The organism is Bacillus sp. EKM202B, assembly GCF_011066025.1.
Classification (GTDB): domain Bacteria; phylum Bacillota; class Bacilli; order Bacillales; family Bacillaceae_G; genus Bacillus_A; species Bacillus_A toyonensis.
Map to the genome: position 1 here is coordinate 46,440 of NZ_JAAMNK010000003.1, position 18,146 is coordinate 64,585.

16 protein-coding genes are annotated in these 18,146 nt (G+C 36.5%); 9 read left to right on the forward strand and 7 right to left on the reverse strand.

Annotated features, from left to right (window positions below):
- Positions 1-12: 12 nt before the first annotated feature.
- Positions 13-1,488, reverse strand: coding sequence for a nitrate reductase subunit beta (gene narH / locus G9F74_RS05775; protein WP_000692707.1), 1,476 nt, complete (start codon positions 1,486-1,488; stop codon positions 13-15).
- Positions 1,478-5,161 carry a nitrate reductase subunit alpha gene (locus G9F74_RS05780; protein WP_000729102.1) on the reverse strand — a complete coding sequence of 1,228 codons (3,684 nt, stop codon included), beginning with the start codon at positions 5,159-5,161 and terminating at the stop codon, positions 1,478-1,480. Before G9F74_RS05780 ends, narH begins: the two co-directional genes overlap by 11 nt.
- Before the next feature lie 651 nt (positions 5,162-5,812).
- On the opposite strand from G9F74_RS05780, the gene G9F74_RS05785 reads away from it, so the two are divergent.
- The 3 genes from G9F74_RS05785 to G9F74_RS05795 are packed head-to-tail and all read left to right on the forward strand — an operon-like array spanning position 5,813 to position 10,214.
- Entirely contained in the window at positions 5,813-6,775 is a 963-nt protein-coding gene (locus G9F74_RS05785) for an AAA family ATPase (protein WP_016108271.1), read from the forward strand.
- On the forward strand, positions 6,775-7,989 hold the full coding sequence (locus G9F74_RS05790) for a DUF58 domain-containing protein (RefSeq protein WP_000826184.1): 1,215 nt from the start codon (positions 6,775-6,777) through the stop codon (positions 7,987-7,989). Before G9F74_RS05785 ends, G9F74_RS05790 begins: the two co-directional genes overlap by 1 nt.
- Positions 7,986-10,214 (forward strand): transglutaminase TgpA family protein, encoded by a 2,229-nt coding sequence (locus G9F74_RS05795; protein WP_016108270.1) that lies wholly within the window; start codon positions 7,986-7,988, stop codon positions 10,212-10,214. The genes G9F74_RS05790 and G9F74_RS05795 overlap by 4 nt, the downstream gene beginning before the upstream one ends.
- 96 nt (positions 10,215-10,310) lie before the next feature.
- Here the strand turns inward: G9F74_RS05795 and bsaA are convergent, their stop codons facing one another.
- Positions 10,311-10,793 carry a glutathione peroxidase gene (bsaA, locus tag G9F74_RS05800; protein WP_000219426.1) on the reverse strand — a complete coding sequence of 161 codons (483 nt, stop codon included), beginning with the start codon at positions 10,791-10,793 and terminating at the stop codon, positions 10,311-10,313.
- A 224-nt stretch (positions 10,794-11,017) separates the two neighbouring features.
- Between bsaA and G9F74_RS05805 the strand changes: the two genes are divergently transcribed.
- The 4 genes from G9F74_RS05805 (at position 11,018) to G9F74_RS05820 (ending at position 13,206) form a co-directional block, all read left to right on the forward strand.
- Positions 11,018-11,227, forward strand: coding sequence for a DUF3925 family protein (locus G9F74_RS05805; protein WP_000844989.1), 210 nt, complete (start codon positions 11,018-11,020; stop codon positions 11,225-11,227).
- Positions 11,228-11,322: 95 nt separating this feature from the next.
- Positions 11,323-12,291: an MBL fold metallo-hydrolase gene (locus G9F74_RS05810; RefSeq protein ID WP_000754963.1), complete on the forward strand. Its 969-nt coding sequence runs from the start codon at positions 11,323-11,325 to the stop codon at positions 12,289-12,291.
- 84 nt (positions 12,292-12,375) lie between these two features.
- Positions 12,376-12,810 carry a hypothetical protein gene (locus G9F74_RS05815; protein WP_001174537.1) on the forward strand — a complete coding sequence of 145 codons (435 nt, stop codon included), beginning with the start codon at positions 12,376-12,378 and terminating at the stop codon, positions 12,808-12,810.
- Positions 12,811-12,960: 150 nt separating this feature from the next.
- The gene (locus tag G9F74_RS05820; protein WP_000277250.1) at positions 12,961-13,206 is read left to right on the forward strand and encodes a hypothetical protein; all 246 of its coding nucleotides are present in this window, start codon (positions 12,961-12,963) and stop codon (positions 13,204-13,206) included.
- 54 nt (positions 13,207-13,260) lie between these two features.
- Here the strand turns inward: G9F74_RS05820 and G9F74_RS05825 are convergent, their stop codons facing one another.
- Positions 13,261-13,941, reverse strand: a complete 681-nt coding sequence (locus G9F74_RS05825) for a DUF3600 domain-containing protein (RefSeq protein ID WP_016108269.1) — start codon at positions 13,939-13,941, stop codon at positions 13,261-13,263.
- Positions 13,938-14,516 (reverse strand): sigma-70 family RNA polymerase sigma factor, encoded by a 579-nt coding sequence (locus tag G9F74_RS05830; protein WP_000675626.1) that lies wholly within the window; start codon positions 14,514-14,516, stop codon positions 13,938-13,940. Before G9F74_RS05830 ends, G9F74_RS05825 begins: the two co-directional genes overlap by 4 nt.
- 204 nt (positions 14,517-14,720) lie before the next feature.
- Here G9F74_RS05830 and G9F74_RS05835 point away from each other — a divergent pair, with 204 nt between their 5' ends.
- Entirely contained in the window at positions 14,721-15,707 is a 987-nt protein-coding gene (locus G9F74_RS05835; RefSeq protein WP_000644648.1) for a quinone oxidoreductase family protein, read from the forward strand.
- Between the two features lie 29 nt (positions 15,708-15,736).
- A complete protein-coding gene (locus tag G9F74_RS05840; RefSeq protein WP_000535613.1) occupies positions 15,737-16,375 on the forward strand; it encodes a zinc dependent phospholipase C family protein in 639 nt (212 codons plus the stop codon).
- A 41-nt stretch (positions 16,376-16,416) separates the two neighbouring features.
- Here the strand turns inward: G9F74_RS05840 and G9F74_RS05845 are convergent, their stop codons facing one another.
- Entirely contained in the window at positions 16,417-16,800 is a 384-nt protein-coding gene (locus tag G9F74_RS05845) for a VOC family protein (protein ID WP_000581484.1), read from the reverse strand.
- Between the two features lie 171 nt (positions 16,801-16,971).
- On the reverse strand, positions 16,972-18,141 hold the full coding sequence (locus G9F74_RS05850) for a DEAD/DEAH box helicase (protein ID WP_000588603.1): 1,170 nt from the start codon (positions 18,139-18,141) through the stop codon (positions 16,972-16,974).
- Positions 18,142-18,146: the final 5 nt, after the last annotated feature.

The window sequence follows — 18,146 nt, forward strand, 5'->3', positions numbered from 1 at the left end:
CGCCCCCTTTATTTAAGAAATTGTCATGCAAGACCCTGGCCCACCTGCGAAGGATAAACCACAGCTTCCTTGTTCACTATATAAATCAGCAACTTGTTCACGGTGAGTGCCCGGAATGACGAAGCGATCTTTATATTTCGCGATAGCAAGAAGACGATACATATCTTCTACATCCTGTTTCGTTAAACCAATTTCTTTTAATACTGCTTCATTTGGTTCTTTATTAATTTGCAATGCTCTCATATGCGTCCGCATGACAGCCATTTTTTTCAACGTAAGACGAATGTGGGATTCATCTCCTGCAGTGAGTAGGTTCGCTAAATATTGAATTGGGATACGCATATTATCGATAGCAGGGAAAATCTCTTCTGCTTGCCAGTTACTTCCTTTCCCTTCCACCATATTCATAATCGGGCTAAGCGGGGGGATATACCAAACCATTGGCATTGTACGGTACTCTGGATGAAGAGGCAGAGCAATTTTCCAATCGATAATCATTTTATAGATCGGTGACTCTTGTGCTGCTTTAATCCATTCTTCAGGAATGCCTTGTTTTTTCGCTTCAGCTGCTACTTCTGGATCATTTGGATCTAGGAAAACAGTAAGCTGAGATTCATATAAATCTTTTTCATCTTCAACAGAAGCTGCTTCTTTCACTTTGTCAGCGTCATATAGCATTACCCCAATATACCTGATACGTCCTACACATGTTTCCGAACAAATCGTTGGCATACCAGCTTCAATACGCGGGAAACACATTGTACATTTTTCTGCTTTATTCGTTTGCCAGTTAAAATACACTTTTTTATATGGACAAGAAGATACGCAGAACCTCCAAGCACGACATGCATTTTGATCCACAAGAACAATCCCATCTTCTTCACGTTTATACATCGCACCAGATGGACAAGAAGATACGCAAGATGGATTCATACAATGTTCGCATATGCGTGGTAAATACATCATAAAGACATTTTCAAAATCTGTTTTAATTTCTTCTTCCATTTTCTTTACGTTCGGATCTTGCAATCCTGTTATATGTCCACCAGCTAAATCATCTTCCCAGTTTGGACCCCATTCAATTTTGTCGATAAATTCGCCTGTAATTGCTGATTTCGGACGAGCAACTGGTTGATGCTTACGTTGCGGGCTATTTGTTAATGTTTCATAATCATAGTTCCAAGGTTCAAAGTAATCGTCGATGGTTGGTTGATCTGGATTGTGGAAAATATTCATAAGGCGTTTCATTTTCGAACCTGATTTCAGCTGAATTTCACCATTTCTCAATTCCCAGCCGCCTTTATATTTCTCTTGATCTTCCCATTGTTTCGGATAACCAATTCCAGGTTTCGTTTCTACGTTATTGAAGTACATATATTCAGCACCTGGACGATTTGTCCAGGTGTTTTTGCATGTTACGCTACAAGTATGGCAGCCGATGCATTTATCTAGGTTCATTACCATTCCGACTTGTGCTTTAATCTTCAAGCCAATCTACCTCCTTCAGTTTACGGATTACAACATTTAAGTCACGCTGATTCCCAGTCGGACCATAGTAGTTAAATCCATAGCTTAATTGGCCATATCCACCAATCATATGTGTTGGTTTAACATGAATACGGGTTGGACTATTATGTGTTCCCCCGCGGGTGCTTGTTAATTTCGTACCAGGCACGTTAATGTGGCGATCTTGTGCATGGTGCATAAATGCCATCCCTCTCGGTATACGGTGCGTTACGACAGCACGTGCTACAACAACACCGTTACGGTTAAAGCACTCGATCCAATCATTATCTGCGACGCCAGCTTCATTCGCATCATCTTTATTCATCCAAACAGTTGGACCACCTCTAAATAGCGTTAACATCGGTAATGAATCGAAGTACATACTATGAATCGACCACTTATTATGCGGTGTTAAATAGTTTAGTGTAATTTCTTTTCCTTCTACTTCGGGACGTGATTTTCGGAACGGTTTATGTTGCAGAATTGGTTTAAATGTTGCCATCGTTTCACCGAATTCTTTCATCATGTCATGATCTAAGTAGAAAGATTGTCGACCCGTTATCGTTCTCCAAGGAATAAGACGTTCCACATTTGTTGTAAATGGTGAATAACGGCGTCCACCTTTTTCAGAACCTGTAAAGGCTGGAGAAGTAATTACTGTTTTCGGCTGTGCTGTAATTTGTTCGAATGTGAAGCATTCTTCTTCACGTTCTTCTGCTAAATCACGCAGTTTTAAATCCGTTTGTTTTTCAAGTGCTTCCCATGCTTTTACAGCCATATGACCGTTTGTTGTCGAAGAAAGCGTTAATACCGCCTCAGCAGCATTGATTGCTTCTTTTATGTCTGGGCAACCTTTCGCAATAGAATCCGTTCGAACAACTCCTAATTTGCTCTTTAATTGCTCATACTCTTTTTCTGCTGACCAAGAAATACCTTTCGTACCAATTGGTTGTTTTCCAGCATTTGGTCCTAGTGCAGTCATCTTGTCATAAATTGTTTTATAATCCCTTTCGACAACATGAATTTGTGGCATCGTTTTACCCGGTATTGGTTCACACTCACCTTTACTCCAGTCTTTAATCTTGCCAAGTGGTTGCGCTAATTCTTGCGGTGTATCGTGAAGAAGTGGTGTTGCAACGACTTCTTTCATTGGTTCAAGGTCGATTTTCTTCGCTAAATCTGACACAGCTTTAGAAAGAGCGGTGAAAATATCCCAATCAGAGCGTGCTTCCCACGGTGAACCGATTGCTGGATTAAATGGATGTACAAATGGATGCATATCCGTACTGCTTAAATCATGCTTTTCATACCAAGTTGAAGCAGGTAAGACGATGTCAGAATAGAGCGCTGTTCCAGCCATACGGAAATCTAAATTAATGAGTAGATCAAGCTTCCCTTCTGGCGCTTCTTCATGCCACTTAATTTCTTCTGGTCGCAACGAATCACTATCGTCATTCATTAATCCATTTGTTGTGCCTAATAAATGTTTTAAGAAATATTCGTGGCCTTTACCAGAACTTGAAATTAAGTTGGCACGCCATACGAATAAGTTGCGCGGGAAGTTGTTTTTATTATCTGGATCTTCAATCGCAAATTTTAGTTCTTTTTCTTTTAGTTTTTGTGCAACGTATTTTCCGATTTCTTCTTGCGTTGTTGCACCAGCAGCAACAGCTTCTTTATATAATTCAATTCCATTTTTCTCGAATGTCGGATAAGAAGGTAACCAGCCAAGTCGTGCCGCTAATACGTTGTAATCACCGTGATGTTGATAACGAGAGTTGCCCTCAATTGGTGATGCTAAATGTCCAACCGGTGTATCTTCATAACGCCATTGATCTGTTACGAAATAGAAGAAAGATGTACCATTTTGTAATTTCGGTGGCCCTTGCCAATCTTTTGCCATCGCGATTGTTTGCCATCCTTCTGCTGGTCGTAATTTTTCTTGACCGACATAATGCGCCCAACCGCCACCGTTTACGCCTTGTGCTCCAACGAGAAGAACAAGGTTTAAAACTGCGCGATAAATCGTATCAGAATTAAACCAATGGTTAATACCGGCCCCTACAATAATCATCGAGCGCCCATCCGTATCAACTGCGTTTTGTGCAAACTCACGAGCAATTTGAATAATAAGCTCTCGTTTCACTCCTGTCATTTTCTCTTGCCATGCAGGTGTAAATGGTACATCATCATTGAAGTCTTTCGGCTCTTGTCCGCCGAGCCCTCGGTTCACACCGTAATTTGCCAACGTTAAGTCGTATACAGTTGTAACGAACACTTCGCCTTCTTCTGTCATAATTTTTTTCACTGGAATTGTACGTTCCAATACTTTATTTCCCTCATCTGAGAAGTACGGAATTTGTACCGTTCCCACAGCGTCTTCCATTCCAAGTAAAGAAAGACGTGGATCAATCTTTTCACCTGTTTGTTCATCTTCTAAACGTAAATTCCATTTCTTTTCATTATCCCAACGTGACCCCATTGTGCCGTGAGGTGTTGCAAAATCTTTCGTGTTCTCGTTCCAAAGAACAGGCTTCCATTCTCCTAACTTTGTTTCTCGTCCAATATCAGTAGCATTTAAGAAACGATCAGCGACGAATTGATCTCCTTTTTGTTTCAATGTGACAAAGAAAGGAAAATCAGTATATTGCTTCGCATACTTTGTGAAGTATTCCACTTGATTATCTACGTAAAATTCTTGTAAGATCACATGCCCCATTGCCATCGCAAGTGCACCATCTGTACCTTGTTTCACACTAATCCAATCATCCGCAAACTTTGTTGACTCAGCGAAATCAGGACTTACTGAAACAACTTTCGTTCCTTTATATCGAACCTCCGCTAAAAAGTGTGCATCTGGTGTTCTTGTCATCGGTACATTTGAACCCCATGTCATAATGTAACCAGAGTTATACCAGTCACTACTTTCTGGTACATCTGTTTGATCACCCCAAATTTGCGGAGAAGCTGGTGGTAAATCAGCGTACCAATCATAGAAGCTAAGCATCGGCCCGCCCATAAGTTGCATAAAGCGGCTACCTGCAGCATGACTTAACATCGACATAGCTGGAATTGGTGAAAAACCAACATTTCGGTCTGGACCGTATTTCATTACTGTGTAAAGTAAAGAAGCTGAAACGAGTTGTAATACTTCATCCCAATTCGCACGAATGAATCCCCCTTTACCACGCGCCTGCTTATACTTACGTGCTTTTTCAGGGTTTTCCACAATGCTTTTCCAAGCATCTAGTGGTGACTTGTTATTTTGTAATTCCTCTTGCCACATACTCCAAAGAACACCACGTACATACGGATATTTCACACGAAGTGGACTATAAATGTACCAGGAAAAACTCGCTCCACGTGGACATCCTCGTGGTTCAAAGTCAGGCATATCTGGACCTGTTGTTGGATAGTTAAGCTCCTGCCCTTCCCAAGTTACAATTCCATCTTTCACATAAATGTTCCAACTACATGAACCAGTACAGTTCACGCCATGTGTAGAACGGATTACTTTATCATGTTGCCATCGCTTTCTGTACACATTTTCCCATTCACGATCTTCATATGTTTCTTGTGTATGATTATCGTTATAACGATCTATTGGTGAAAAATATTTTAAACGTCTCATTAGTGCTGAAGGTTTCTTCTTCATACTGTTCACTCCTTTAATACGTCTCTCTTACATACCCTTACTATAAAAGAGGTTGTAAAATACAGATGTGACATTTCGCACAGTTCAAGAGATTGTCATAAATTCATTTGGAAACCGGTTTACGGGGAAACATTTATAAATAAAGATTACTTTTTTTTGTTGTGAAGATTTCGGTCAGCCGTGAGCTTATTAGGAAAATAGCATTTTGAGGATTCACCTTTTTTTGCATAAGAAAAAACGCAGGAGAGATTCCTACGTTTTTATATAAAGTGAAACTTTAATCAGTGGAGGTTTTGTTCGTCCCCCACTGATTATCAGCCCACAAATAGCGAGATATAACTATAAATCATTATTTACGGTATTGCTCTTATTTACGGAAACAATTATACTAAATGTTATCCACACATATAATCTGAATATTCATAAAATTACGAGTAGGATTTCCTTTTTGGACATAGAAATTATAAAGTATCTCACCATGATTTTTTAACATTTACGTTTTTTCCTATTTATATAAGTTCTCACTATGAACTTATATACACCATTCCTACTTGCCTCTTAGATTACTATTATACTGCATTAAAATGAAGGGACTCCTTTTCTTTAACATAAAAATGAATTAGAAAAGATAATAAAATTAGGAGGATTACGATGGCCCGTCTTGATTCATTACATCCCATTGTAGAAAAAATAATCAACAATATTGAAAAATTAATGGTCGGAAAACGAAAAGAAACGATATTAACCATGACAGCTCTTTTAGCTGAAGGTCATGTACTATTAGAAGATGTTCCTGGCGTTGGGAAAACAATGCTAGTACGCACTCTTTCTAAATCCATTGACGCCGATTACAAGCGGATTCAATTCACACCTGATTTACTGCCGTCAGATGTAACAGGTGTTTCTATTTATAATCCGAAAGAGCTCCAATTTGAGTTCAAGCCTGGACCAATCATGGGGAATTTTGTACTTGCTGATGAAATTAATCGTACATCCCCAAAGACACAATCTGCCTTACTTGAAAGTATGGAAGAAGGCACTATCACAATAGATGGCATTACAAGATCGTTACCAAAACCTTTCTTTGTCATGGCTACACAAAACCCGGTCGAATATGAAGGAACATATCCTTTACCAGAAGCTCAACTCGATCGTTTCTTGTTGAAGCTAACAATGGGATATCCTACACCAGAAGAAGAATTTGAAATTTTAAACCGGATGGAAAAAACAAACCCACTCTCCCATTTACAAGCTATTACAACAATAGAAGAATTACTTTATTTACAACAAAGTGTACGGGAAGTAAGTATGGACAAAGCAATCAAGCATTACATTGTAAAGCTTGTTAATCAGACTCGTTCTTATAGTTCTATACAGCTAGGTGCAAGTCCACGTGGCTCAATTGCTTTAATGAAAGCTTCACAAGCTTATGCATTCATCCATGGTAGAAATTATGTTATTCCAGACGATGTTAAACTTTTAGCTCCTTACGTTTTAGCTCACAGACTCATTCTAAAAATGGAAGCAAGATTTGAAGGAATAACAGGAGAACAAGTTATCGCCAAAATCGTTGCACGAACTACTGTGCCGACTCAAAGGACGAAGAACCTTTGATGAAGCGACTACTACGAGCACTATATCACGTTACGAAGTTATCGCTAATCCCTTTATGCGTAGTCTTAACATTTGTGTATGCTATGCTTCAAGGAGGATTTGTAAGTTGGTTTTTGTTTTACAGTACGATTCCTATTGGCCTTTATTCACTACTACTCCCCTTCTACGCTTTACGGGACGCTGAAGTAAAACGAATAACAAACCAAAACAAATATGCAGCAGGAGAACAATTTGTAAGCACGATTACAATAAAAAGAAAATTTCCTTTTCCCTTACTTTATTTAGTTATAGAAGATGAACTGCCACCACCATTTACAAGTTGTAGACAAGCAAAGATGAATAAGGTCATACTCTTTCCGGGATTGAAACGAAATATTTCGTTTCAATATGTTATTGATACAATCCCTAGAGGAGAGCACACTTTTTCAAGCGTACGTGTCAAAACTGGCGATCTATTCGGTATGATAGAAAAAGAAGTAACTTTTTCAGTTCCAGATACATTTTTAGTCTATCCCCAGTATGTAGATATAGCGTATCGACAATTGGAAAATCATTTCGAACAAGGGGCGCTTTCAGCAAATATACATTCAGCAAAAGACTCTACAGTCTCTGTCGGCGTCAGAGACTATAAACCTGGTGATCGCTTTTCATGGATTGATTGGAAAGCAACTGCACGAACAAACAATATTATGACGAAAGAGTTTGAACAACAGCGTAGCCATAATATCATGATATTCATGGACAGAACTGAATCCCCTCTATTCGAATCAGTCGTAACGTTTACTGCCTCTATTGTAAGGGCTGTCTTGAAGCAAAATTCACCAGCGTCATTCGTGTCTGTCGGAAAAGAACGAACTATTTTCCCATTAGACAATGGAGATACTCAGTTGCAACAAATCTTTTGCCATTTAGCGAAAGTACAAGCAGACAGTGTATTCCCGCTCTCCCAGAGTGTAGAAATGGAATTAAGAAAAATGTATCAGCCCGTCACGATTATACTCGTGACAAGCGGTCTTTCTCCCGATATTCAAAAGGCGGCTGACTGTGCTGCTATAAAAAATAGAAAATTAATGGTGTTTGTCGTGAAAGAAAAAGCGAATCAACTCTCACATCGAGAACTAAGTATACTAGAAACTCTACAAAAAAGAAAAATATTTGTAAACGCGGTTTATGAAAACCGGTATGCAAACGTGTTTTTTGAGGTGAGCAAATGATAACATTACATACAAAAAAACAATTGGATATGAACAGTTTTTACATGCATGCATGCGCATTTCTACTTTTACTAGAATGGCTAAGACCCCTTATAGGTATTACAAACGTAGGTAGATTAGATATTTTTGTAATATTTATAGGAATTTGCTTCACTCTCTCTTTTTTTCAAACGAGGTGGCAAATTGCTATAAAGATCATCACGATTTTATTCATCATTCATTTCCTATATTATAAAAATGCTTTTATAAATCCATCTTGGCTAACGAAATTTTTTACTGATATTTCTCAAAATTCCTCCCTGTTATTCCAGGGGAATTTGCTAGATATTTCTCCAGTTTTTCCAACAGTTTTATTTTTTCTATCATTTTGGTTTTTGAGTTCTTTCATCTCTTTTTGGATGATTCATAAAAAACGTGGGTTGTTATTTCTTGTATTGACTATTATTTATATCACAACTTTTCATAACTTACATTTATACAATGCAAACTACGCTATTATTCGTACTGTTGTCATCGGATTTTTTATGCTTAGTCTTCTTCGAATAGAACGAATAAAAGAGATGGAACACTTACAAAATTATGATAGAGAAATCTCAAAATTACTTAGACCTCTTACAATATTTATTGTATTGTCAGCAACCATCGCATACTTTGCTCCAAAATTCGGCCCTCAATGGCCAAACCCAATGAATTTTTTAAAATTCAACACATCCGAAGCGAGTAAAAAACAAGAAGTTTCTACAATTGGGTATGGTTTAGATGACTCGAGATTAGGTGGTCCTTTTCAGGCTGATCCTACAATTGTTTTCACAGCACAAACGCAAAACAAACAATATTGGAGAGTAGAAACGAAAGATTTTTATACAGGAAAAGGCTGGGAAGTTTCTGAAAATCAAAAAAAGATTTCTTTTAAAAGTAAAAACGACGTCGTGAGCTGGTACGAACAAAATACAAAAACGGAAACAACCGAAGCAACCATCACCATGCAAAAAAGTGATTTTCACCTTACCTACCCAGCAGGATTAGTATCAGTTGAGGCTTCCTCAGATGTATCATACAGCGTTGACCCATTTTCTGAAAAAATCTATACGATGCATGGAGACTCCTCTACTACTTTACATTCATATAAAGTAACGTATGAGATCCCAGAATTTCCCATAGAAAACTTGAAAGCTGTAAACACGAATGAAGGTCAAGAAACAAATCCTTATTTCATGACAAAGTACACACAACTTCCCGAATCATTACCACAGCGAGTAAAAGACTTGGCTGTCAATCTTACAAATGATAAAGACAACCGGTATGATAAAGTATTAGCTATCGAAAATTACTTCACAGACAACTCTTTTGTATACGAAACAATGAATGTTTCATTCCCTGCCAAAAGCCAAGATTATGTAGATCAATTCCTTTTCGATACAAAAAGCGGCTACTGTAATAATTTTTCGACGTCTATGATTGTACTACTTCGTTCTGCCGGGATTCCTGCTCGCTGGGTAAAAGGCTATACAGAAGGAACTCTTGACAATACACTTGCCTCTGCAGAAGGTCAGGATATTTATAAAATCACGAACGATAACGCACACTCTTGGGTCGAAGTATATTTCCCAGGATACGGCTGGATTCCATTCGAATCAACAAAAGGATTTACTAATCCCTATACTTTTACAAATAATACTCCTGCTCCTATTTCACAAAATAGCGAAGCAAATAATTCTAATAACCAGCAAATACATCAACGAAATAATGAAGCAAAACTTAAAAGTTTAATAGAAAATACAGAAGAAACTTCTACTAAAAAGGTCACAAATTCTAAAACTAGTTTTTCTTGGTGGTACGTATTCCTCTCTACGATACCAATTAGTATCATCGGATACATTCTCTTCACTACTAGAATGAAATGGATTACATTTTTTATTATTCTTTTCTATAAATACCGAAAAGATGATGTTGTTTATCAAAAAGCTTACGGCGCACTTTTAAAACAATTTGCGAGAATCGGCATACCACGGGGGGAAAGTCAAACATTCCGAGAATACGCTCTCCGCATCGATACACTTTACAACTCGGCCGATATGCAACAACTTACATTCAGTTATGAGAACGCTATGTATCAAAACGGACAGACCGCAGCCGAATGGAAGAAATCCGTACACTTATGGGAAGTGCTTATGAAAAAAGCAGCTTCTCTACCTAAATCAAATGAATTCGATACAATGATTTAATCTTGATCATGTGAGTTTAAAGAAAATACCTCAAAGAGCAACTTTGTTCTTTGAGGTATTTTTTAATAACTATAATAAAAGATAACAAACTCCTAATTATTCCCCAAGTACCTTCTCAATCTCAACCTCTAAATCAACTGGCTTCGTTTGCGGCGCAAAACGCCCTACTACTTTCCCATCTTTTCCAATTAAAAACTTCGTAAAATTCCATTTCACTGCTTTCATACCGAGTAAACCTGGCGCTTGTTCTGTCATGTATGTATACAGAGGATGAGCCTTATCACCTTTCACATCAACCTTTGCAAACATCGGGAAGTTTACACCGTAGTTTAATTCACAAAAACTAGTAATGTCCGCTTCTGTACCTGGTTCTTGTCCTCCAAATTGGTTACAAGGGAAACCGAGTATTTCTAGTCCTTGGTCTTTATATTTATCATATACTTCTTGTAATCCTTTATACTGTGGTGTAAATCCACATTTACTAGCTACATTTACAATAAGAAGTGCTTTTCCTTCGTAATCTTTTAACGATTTATCTTCACCTGTTATTGTTTTAGCTGAAAAATCATAAACTGTCATTGTTCCTACCCCTCTCTATACTATTATTCTATGTTTATACTATACTACATTCGTGAATATACAGCTTCTATTACATACTTACACACCGAAATGATAGCGCTTTATTTATGTTCGAAAATTCGACACAAACTACTAGACTTTTAGAATGGAAAGTTTTACAATTGAATTGTGAACAAAATGTGACAGTTTATATTCTATTATAATAGAAAAGGATGGTGTTCATTATGAAAACTGCACAACCTGAAACGATTTCAAATCGCGAGTTTTATTTCGTACTATATATGATGTTATTGTATGTTACTGGTTGGGTAATCGATGTAAATGGTTTATTCTTAAGCTCCTACTTTAATTTAGCAGGAGAGATTACGCTTCCGATCGTTGGTGGCATTGTTGGACTGTTCGTTATGTCTATCAATAAAGAACAAACGAAATAACAACACTTTAAAAAGGCAGAAGACGAGCTTTCGTTTTCTGCCTTTTTCTATTTTAGCGTATAATAGAAACATACAGTAACTAAGGAGTGGTAACGATGAAAAAAGTAGAGCAGTTATCTTCACACCTATATCTTATTGATGATTTTGATTTACAACATAATGAACGAACTGGTACGTATGTTTTATTAGGTGACGATATTACTTTAATTGAAACTTGTGCAGCCCCTTCTCTTCCGTATATTTTAGACGGCTTACAACAATTACATATTGATTTAAACGATGTAAAAAACATTATCGTAACACACGTTCATTTAGATCACGCTGGGGCAGCTGGTTTAATGATGGAAAAGTGCCCAAATGCTACTTTATATGTGCATTCTCGCGGTGCTCGTCATATGATTGATCCAACAAAACTAATTTTAGGCGCAAAAGCTGTATACAAGGATGATTTCGATAAACTTTTCGATCCAATTCTTCCTATAGAAGAAGAACGCGTTCATATTGTACAACATGATGGTACGTTAAAAATTGCAGAAGACCGCATCCTTACATTTTATGATACACCTGGACATGCAAAGCACCATATTAGCATTCATGATTCATTAACAAACGGCATTTTTACTGGTGATACAATTGGCATTTATTATAGAGAGCTTGCAGACCTTGGTGTAGAGTTATATTTACCATCAACGTCCCCTTCGCAATTTCAGCCCGATGCGATGATTGCTTCTAAAAATCATATTCAAAGTATGAATGTAGATACTATTTATTTCGGTCATTACGGCGCTTCATCCAATGTTACAGAAGTATATAACCAACTAGAACATTGGTTACCTATTTTCGTTCATACTGGTAAAGAGGTCTTTGAAAAGTATAATGATTTCGATGAGGCTACTAAAGCATTACAAACTTTATTAATGGATAAAATCTCTTCTCACCTTACAAAATTAAACGTCCCATCCGATCATTCCGTTTATAACATTTTACATCTAGATATAGAAATTAGTGCGATGGGTATTATTGATTATTTCACGAAGCAAGAAAAAACAAATTCCACTATTTAATAACAGTAAAAGAAGAGATATACAACAGTAGTTATTGTATATCTCTTCTTTGAATATATTTTTAGTAAAGGATGGTGGAATGGAATGCAAAAAGTAATGCTATACCTCTGCTTTACATTATTTATCGTCTTATTATTATTTGTTGGAGTAAAAATTCAATTTTATTTAGATACAGACGCGCAGGTGAACTTTAACGTTTATCCAAGATTATTCTACTTTACACTCTTCCCTCTTATAGTTGGTATTTTATTACGGTTCCTTCAATCTATTAATTACGCAACGAGTAAACAAAACTGGAGCTTTCAGCCGGATAAATTTATTGCTATTACAGTGCCTACACTATTCATTTCCTTTTCCCCTGCATTACTCTTTTCACCACTTGGCGAATACTTACCTTATTTAGCTAATATCATTCTTATAAATACAACTTTTGTTACGATTATTAGTTTAATAGCTGGTTATTCACTATTAGATTGTTTTATACAAAAAGATACTGCAAATATGAAAAAATATAATTGATAACCAATTTTTAAGTGTTGCTGATTAGGACATTTTGTTTATAAGTGCGCTATTATTTGTAAAAATCGCCATAAATGAAAAGGGGAATTCTGTTAAAATAAAGTTGGTCGTATATTATGTCAAAATGCATTTTAACCAAGGAGATTTATTATGTATAAATTAGGGGCTTTCTCTTTTCTAACGGTTATCGCAAGTATATTTTCTTTCTTTATCCTTAGAGGACCTAATGCGAATTTAACGTTAATTATTGTGACTCTAAGTATACTTTCATTACTCGGTATTATTTTTGCAATCGCATCAAAAAATTGGTTATTCGGAATAGTTGGTACTGCATTAAATGGCGTAATATTATTAGTTGTATACTTCCTATTGCTAGCAAAAGGCATAGGTGGTTAATATATTTACGTTTCAATAAGAAAAGCTCAGAGCTTAGACTCTGAGCTTTTTTACTTATCTCACCTTTTCGTCTACATACTCCATAAACTGCTCCGCTTTCATAAATCTTTCTTTATATGCCTCAGGTACTTCTTCTAGTTTTATTGCACCGGTTGATTTTGTCTTCACTCGTACTATTTCATGTGTCATTAAAGCTTCCATATAGCGATCAAACTCTTCTTGCGTTAATACTTCTCTACTTGATTTATGACCATTTAATTTATCAAAGTATGGTTGAAGGCCCATACTTACCTTTTTCATTTCTTCTCTTTTTGCTGGTGATAATGCATCATAATCAATATTACCGTTCGAATCCCCGTACGCAAGCTTTGCATTTGTTAATTTCTTTAGTTCTTTTGTAAACTCTTCATATTCTTTCGCACCCATTTCATCTTTCGCTTCTGATAATTTTGCATTAAAACGTATATACGCTTCTAAAGTCATTGCTCCGGCATGTTTTTTTAAATTCTCAAAAGATCCGTATATACCATCCGCCATAATAGATTGATACGCAAAACCAGTCGTCGGGATTAAAAGAGCTGCTGCAAGCACTCCTGCAATAAGGTGCTTCTTCCTTTTACTCCCCCCGCGATTCATTGTTATTTGCACGATTACTTTTTCTTTTAACTCCGGCGGGGCAACAATACCCTTTGCTTCTTCTTGTATAGTTTCCCTAACTCTACAGTCTAAACTCATTTCACATTCCCTACCTCTCCTAAAAATATTTCTTCTACTTGCTCTTTTTGACGTAGTTTTTTTAATGCCGCGTGAATTCTAGATTTCACAGTACCAATTGGAATATGTAATATTTGTGCTACTTCTTCTTGTGAATAATCGTGTAAATATCTTAAGATAATAACTTGTTTCAATTTATACGGTAATTTATGAATAAGTTCGATTAGTTCTTGGTTTGATATTTTACTTACCAGATCGTTAGAAAAATCAATTTGTACTGGTTTTCTTTGCTCTTCTGCTTTTTTTACAATTCGTAGTCGCATCCACCTCTTTCTTCTATAAGAGTGAATTTGTTTAATCGCGAGTCCAATTAGCCAAGGACGAAATGGCTTCTCGCTATCATACTTACGAAGCGATTCATATAGTTGTATGTATACTTCTTGAACGACATCATCTACATCTGTTTTATCGTCTAGTAAAAAATGTGCTGTCTTATATACTTCTTGAATCGTTACATCATACAACTCGCTATACGCTTCTTTATTTCCTGATAAAGTTAATTGAATTAAATCTGTACACACTGTTTCACCTTTCATATACCATCCCCCCTTTGTCTTACACTTTATATTGGCAAGTAATTCATATTTCGTTCGATTTTTTAAAGTTTTTTATATAAATTAATATAATGATTCCCTGAGTTCATAAGCTTCACTTATAACCTTGCATAACTATTATATAATTTTCCAATTTCTAATGACGCTTTAAAATGATTTATATAGTCAAATTTAGGAGGATATATGATGAAAGCTATCGTTGTAACGTCGTTCGGTGGTCCGGAAGTGATGAAATATACTGATGTTGATATGCCGACTATTTCAGACAATCAGGTGTTAATTCGTGTTGTTGCTACTAGTGTTAATTTTGCCGATATTAAATCACGTTATGGCAAAAAAGGAAATAAGACATTCCCTTTTATTCCAGGGATAGATGCCACCGGTATTGTAGAACGAGTCGGTTCTCAAGTTAAAAATATTCATCCTGGACAGCGTGTCATTGCTTTTCCTCAAAATGGATCTTACGCAGAATATATTGTTGCAAATGAAAATCTTACTTTCGTTTTACCTGATGAAGTTAATTTCCAAACTGCAGCCGCTTGCCCTATCATATCTTTTACAAGCTATAATTTACTCGCAAATGTTGCAAGGCTTCAACAAGGTGAATCTGTACTCATTCATGCAGCTGCTGGCGGAATTGGCACTACTGCTATTCAACTTGCAAAACTATTAGGGGCTGAAAAAGTTATCGGTACTGTCGGAAGTGAAGCAAAAAAAGAAATTGCTTTAGACGCTGGAGCTGATTATGTTATATGTCATCAAGATGAAGATTTTGTAGAGAAGGTCAATGAGCTGACAAATGGCCAAGGGGTTGATGTAATTTTAGATTCTATTTCTGGAACGGTTTCGGAAAGTAGTTTAAAATGTCTTGCTTATTACGGACGCCTCGTTCATTTCGGCAATGCGAGCGGTGAAATTGGCAATTTCAAAACGAAAGACTTACACGCAAGTTGCCGTTCTATACTCGGATTCAGCTTCGGCACTACACGGAAAAAACGTCCTGAATTACTCCAAGAAACTGCAAATGAAGTTTTCCGTTATTTACGTGATGGAAGTTTGCAAATTAAGGCTACAAAATCTTTTCCCTTTATAGATGCAGGGAAAGCACATGAATGGGTCGAAAGTAGAAAAAGTACAGGGAAAGTAATACTAAACGTTCAGTCCCCTTCCTGAAATGAATACTTGAAACAGAGGTGGCATTCATGGGATCAAGAATTATGCATGTGATTATCGCTAACGGTATTGCTGAGAAATTATGTATTCAAGATAAAACTTCTTTCTTACTTGGAGCTGTAGCCCCTGATGCTGTTCATTCAAAAAAAGAAAAAGGCACCTCACATTTTTATGCCGGTACAACGAAGAACTATACGAGAAGAATAGATTATGATTCATTTATTCATAAATATGAAGCACATATAGATTCCCCATTTATTTTAGGCTATTACACCCACCTCATTGCCGACGATAATTGGCTACAAGGCTTTTTTCTACCTTGGCTAAAAAATAGAATAGAAAATGACGAAACTATCGCACCTATGTACTATAACGATTTTAAATTGTTAAATGCAAAGTTGCTTCATCATTACGAAAAAGAACAACAGCTATTCTCTCTTCTTAATCAAGAGGCTCACATTGTGGATATCGCAGAAGTTTCTAAAGGAAATGTTTTAGCTTTTCGAACATACCTTTTTGAAGATATGTTGTATCCAGAGCAACATTTGCATGAAGAATTACAGGTGTTCACGTTTAATCAAATTGTCGGTTATATTGAAACCGCTATTGAGAAAGGCGCTTTTTATATCGAACAACTGTCGAATAAAAAGTCCACTTCAAATATTTAATCCCCCTCATTTTATACGAGGGGGATTTTTCCATAACATCATTATTTGTTCTTTTCCATAACCGCAAAATAATTCCCTTCACTATCAGCAAAGTTAAACACTTTACCAGAAGGCATAGTTACCATTTCGCCAACTGTAACATTTTTATTTGTTAAATCTGTATATAATTGATCAAGATTTTCTGAAAAGAACATTAAGGATGGTGTACCAAGATTCAATTCTGGGCTCATTTTCGAAATAACTTCTTTATTATGTAGTATGATACTCGTTTCTGCATCTTGAGTTGGAGCGATTTCAATCCATCTCATCCCTTGCTTGTTATCTTCCTCTGCTACTACATGAAACCCTACCTTTTCCGTCCAAAAATTTACTGCCTCATCTTGATTATTTACATATAACATAATTTGTCCGACTTTATGAATCATTTGTATTCCTCCTAATGGTTTTTATATTCTATGTAGGTTTCTACAAGTGCTATTGTTATTCCTTTTGAGTTGATATGTACTTCTTTACAAAATTTATCGACTTACTCGTTCACTACTTTACCAATGAACAAAATAAGACGTAACTACAAATAGTTACGTCTTTCCCATTATTTATCTAGGCTTTTTCTTCCCAGTAAATGCTGGTTTCTTTTTCTTCGGTGCTTTCGGTTTCGTTTCTACAAATGATCCGTTGAACATTTCTTGCTTCGTAAACACAATACCTAATTTTTTCGCAAATTGAAGTAATTTACGCTCTTCTTGTTCTGTTACAAGAGACACGACCGTTCCTTCTTTGCCCATACGTCCAGTACGTCCTGAGCGGTGAATGTATTGGTCTACAGTGTCAGGTAACTCTAAATGAATTACATGTGTTAAATCATCAATATCTATTCCACGTGCTGCAATATCAGTAGCAAGTAGAATTTCTAATTTTCCGCCGCGGAAAGCACGCATCGTCGCTTCACGTTCTTGCTTACTTGCCTCTGCATGAAGAGCTGCTGCTTTCATTTTACGGAATTTCAATTTCTGAGTAATTTCATCTAAACGGAATGGGTCATTTAAGAAAGCAACTGCTTTTACATCGCCCATATGCATAATTCTTCTTACGTAATCATTTTTTTCGCGTCGCTCACAAATGATATACGTATGCTCAACTAAGCTTTTTGACTCTGCACGTGTTACACGTACTAATTGTGGTTCAACTGCTAAATCACGTGCTGCATCTTCTGCTGCTTTTGTCATTGTCGCTGAGAAGAATACTAATTGACGATCGCGCATCGTTGATTTAATTACATCCTGTGCAGCACCCATCATCTTTTGTTTCACTATTTGATCGAACTCATCAAATACAATCGTTTTCACTTCATGCATCTTTAGCTTTTTCATACGAATTAATTCTAAAATACGTCCTGGTGAACCAACAATTACTTTCGGATGTTTCTTCAATTTTTCCACTTGGCGCTTAATATCTGCACCACCAATTAAAGATGCACCTGAAATATCAGTTCCTGCTGTAAATTTTTGAACCTCTTCATGAATTTGCATGACAAGTTCACGCGTTGGAGCTAAAATAACAACTTGTGGCTGTTTTACTTCAGGATTAATTTTATGTAAAAGTGGTAATAAGTACGCTAATGTTTTTCCTGTTCCAGTTGGAGATTCAGCTATAACGTCTTGTCCTTCTAAAATAGTTGGAATCGCTTGTTTTTGAATTTCAGTTAATTCTTTAAAACCAGCCTTCTCCCAAGCTTGTTGTAAAAATGGTTGCATATCTTTTATCATTTGTT

Coding starts and splice junctions, on each gene's coding strand:
- G9F74_RS05780 (WP_000729102.1), bottom strand. CDS start 5,161: ATGAAGAAGAAACCTTCAGCACTAATGAGACGTTTAAAATATTTTTCA.
- G9F74_RS05785 (WP_016108271.1), top strand. CDS start 5,813: ATGGCCCGTCTTGATTCATTACATCCCATTGTAGAAAAAATAATCAAC.
- G9F74_RS05790 (WP_000826184.1), top strand. CDS start 6,775: ATGAAGCGACTACTACGAGCACTATATCACGTTACGAAGTTATCGCTA.
- G9F74_RS05795 (WP_016108270.1), top strand. CDS start 7,986: ATGATAACATTACATACAAAAAAACAATTGGATATGAACAGTTTTTAC.
- bsaA (WP_000219426.1), bottom strand. CDS start 10,793: ATGACAGTTTATGATTTTTCAGCTAAAACAATAACAGGTGAAGATAAA.
- G9F74_RS05805 (WP_000844989.1), top strand. CDS start 11,018: ATGAAAACTGCACAACCTGAAACGATTTCAAATCGCGAGTTTTATTTC.
- G9F74_RS05810 (WP_000754963.1), top strand. CDS start 11,323: ATGAAAAAAGTAGAGCAGTTATCTTCACACCTATATCTTATTGATGAT.
- G9F74_RS05815 (WP_001174537.1), top strand. CDS start 12,376: ATGCAAAAAGTAATGCTATACCTCTGCTTTACATTATTTATCGTCTTA.
- G9F74_RS05820 (WP_000277250.1), top strand. CDS start 12,961: ATGTATAAATTAGGGGCTTTCTCTTTTCTAACGGTTATCGCAAGTATA.
- G9F74_RS05825 (WP_016108269.1), bottom strand. CDS start 13,941: ATGAGTTTAGACTGTAGAGTTAGGGAAACTATACAAGAAGAAGCAAAG.
- G9F74_RS05830 (WP_000675626.1), bottom strand. CDS start 14,516: ATGAAAGGTGAAACAGTGTGTACAGATTTAATTCAATTAACTTTATCA.
- G9F74_RS05835 (WP_000644648.1), top strand. CDS start 14,721: ATGAAAGCTATCGTTGTAACGTCGTTCGGTGGTCCGGAAGTGATGAAA.
- G9F74_RS05840 (WP_000535613.1), top strand. CDS start 15,737: ATGGGATCAAGAATTATGCATGTGATTATCGCTAACGGTATTGCTGAG.
- G9F74_RS05845 (WP_000581484.1), bottom strand. CDS start 16,800: ATGATTCATAAAGTCGGACAAATTATGTTATATGTAAATAATCAAGAT.
- G9F74_RS05850 (WP_000588603.1), bottom strand. CDS start 18,141: ATGATAAAAGATATGCAACCATTTTTACAACAAGCTTGGGAGAAGGCT.